Genomic DNA, 1,250 nt, shown 5'->3' with positions numbered 1-1,250 from the left:
CATGTTGGGTTGGGTGGTGTCAATTTCGGCCAACAACTCACCCACGTTCTTTTCGCCATTGCACAGGGCACTGATGATGCGCAATCGCATGGGGGCCGACATGACCCGAAAAACCTCGGCGGCTTTTTCAAAAACCTCTTCGGATTCGGTCAGGGCACTGTCTTGTGCGGGCTGGTTTTTGGCCATGTTGTCTTTTCCAATGGTGGTCGAATACCGCACGCTGGTCCGCCAAAAGGCATCAAAAGCAAGGACAAAGGCGCGGATATTGCATTAATTGATCATTGTGGCCAATTTTCGTCCAGATTCAAACCATTGATTTGTTGTTTGCTTATGCACAGAAAAAGATAAGCCACCGCCCAGATGGGGTGGCCAACACCTATTGCACCTTGCCATGAGCGGGAAATTTGAGTGTTCTGACCCATCGCAGAAAGCGACAGCACCCTCGGCCCGGGCGGGCCGGAGGCTGACTCAAGCGTAGCGGTTGGCCATCGCGTCCAACGTCAGGGGCTTGATCTGGCTGCCTCGACCGGCGCACCCGAAAGCTTCAAACCGGGCTTTGACAATACCGGCGGCGGCTTTTTTGGCGGCGGTCAAAGCTTTGCGTGGGTCAAATTCAGAAGGCTGCTGGGCCATCAGTTGGCGCATGGCACCGGTCATGGCCAAGCGGATGTCGGTGTCGATGTTGACCTTGCGCACACCGCTTTGGATACCGCGCACGATCTCTTCGACCGGTACACCATAGGTTTCCTTGATGTCGCCGCCGTATTGGCGAATGATCTGCAACCACTCTTGGGGCACGCTGGAGCTGCCGTGCATCACCAAGTGCGTGTTGGGAATCGCCGCATGGATTTGGGCGATGCGCTCAATGGCCAAAATGTCGCCTGTGGGCGGACGTGTGAACTTGTAAGCACCATGGCTGGTGCCAATGGCGATGGCCAAGGCGTCCACACCGGTTTGTGCCACAAAGTCCTTGGCCTGCAGCGGATCGGTCAGCATCTGCTCATGGCTGAGTTTGCCCTCGGCACCAACACCGTCTTCTTCGCCCGCTTCGCCAGTCTCCAGCGAGCCCAGGCAACCCAATTCGCCCTCAACAGACACGCCCACGGCATGGGCCATCTCGCAGACTTTTTGCGTCACGTCCACGTTGTACCCGTAGCTGGCCGGTGTCTTGGCGTCGGCCATGAGCGAGCCGTCCATCATCACGCTCGAAAAGCCCGAGCGAATGGACTGCTGGCACTGCGCGGGTGTGG

The 1,250-nt window shown here is 57.5% G+C and carries 2 protein-coding genes; both read right to left on the bottom strand.

Features of this window, described 5'->3' with window-relative positions; translation table 11 throughout:
- On the bottom strand, positions 1-186 hold a 186-nt coding region (locus Q0341_RS00645; protein ID WP_299509849.1), incomplete at its 3' end, for an ArsR family transcriptional regulator.
- Positions 187-468: 282 nt separating this feature from the next.
- Positions 469-1,250, bottom strand: a 782-nt coding sequence (locus Q0341_RS00640; protein ID WP_299509846.1) for a class II fructose-bisphosphate aldolase, incomplete at its 5' end; no start/stop codon positions are given.

Source organism: uncultured Limnohabitans sp. (assembly GCF_937889215.1).
GTDB lineage: Bacteria > Pseudomonadota > Gammaproteobacteria > Burkholderiales > Burkholderiaceae_C > Limnohabitans_A.
The sequence above is the reverse complement of the archived record's forward strand: the minus strand, read 5'-3'. Positions and strand labels throughout refer to the sequence as shown.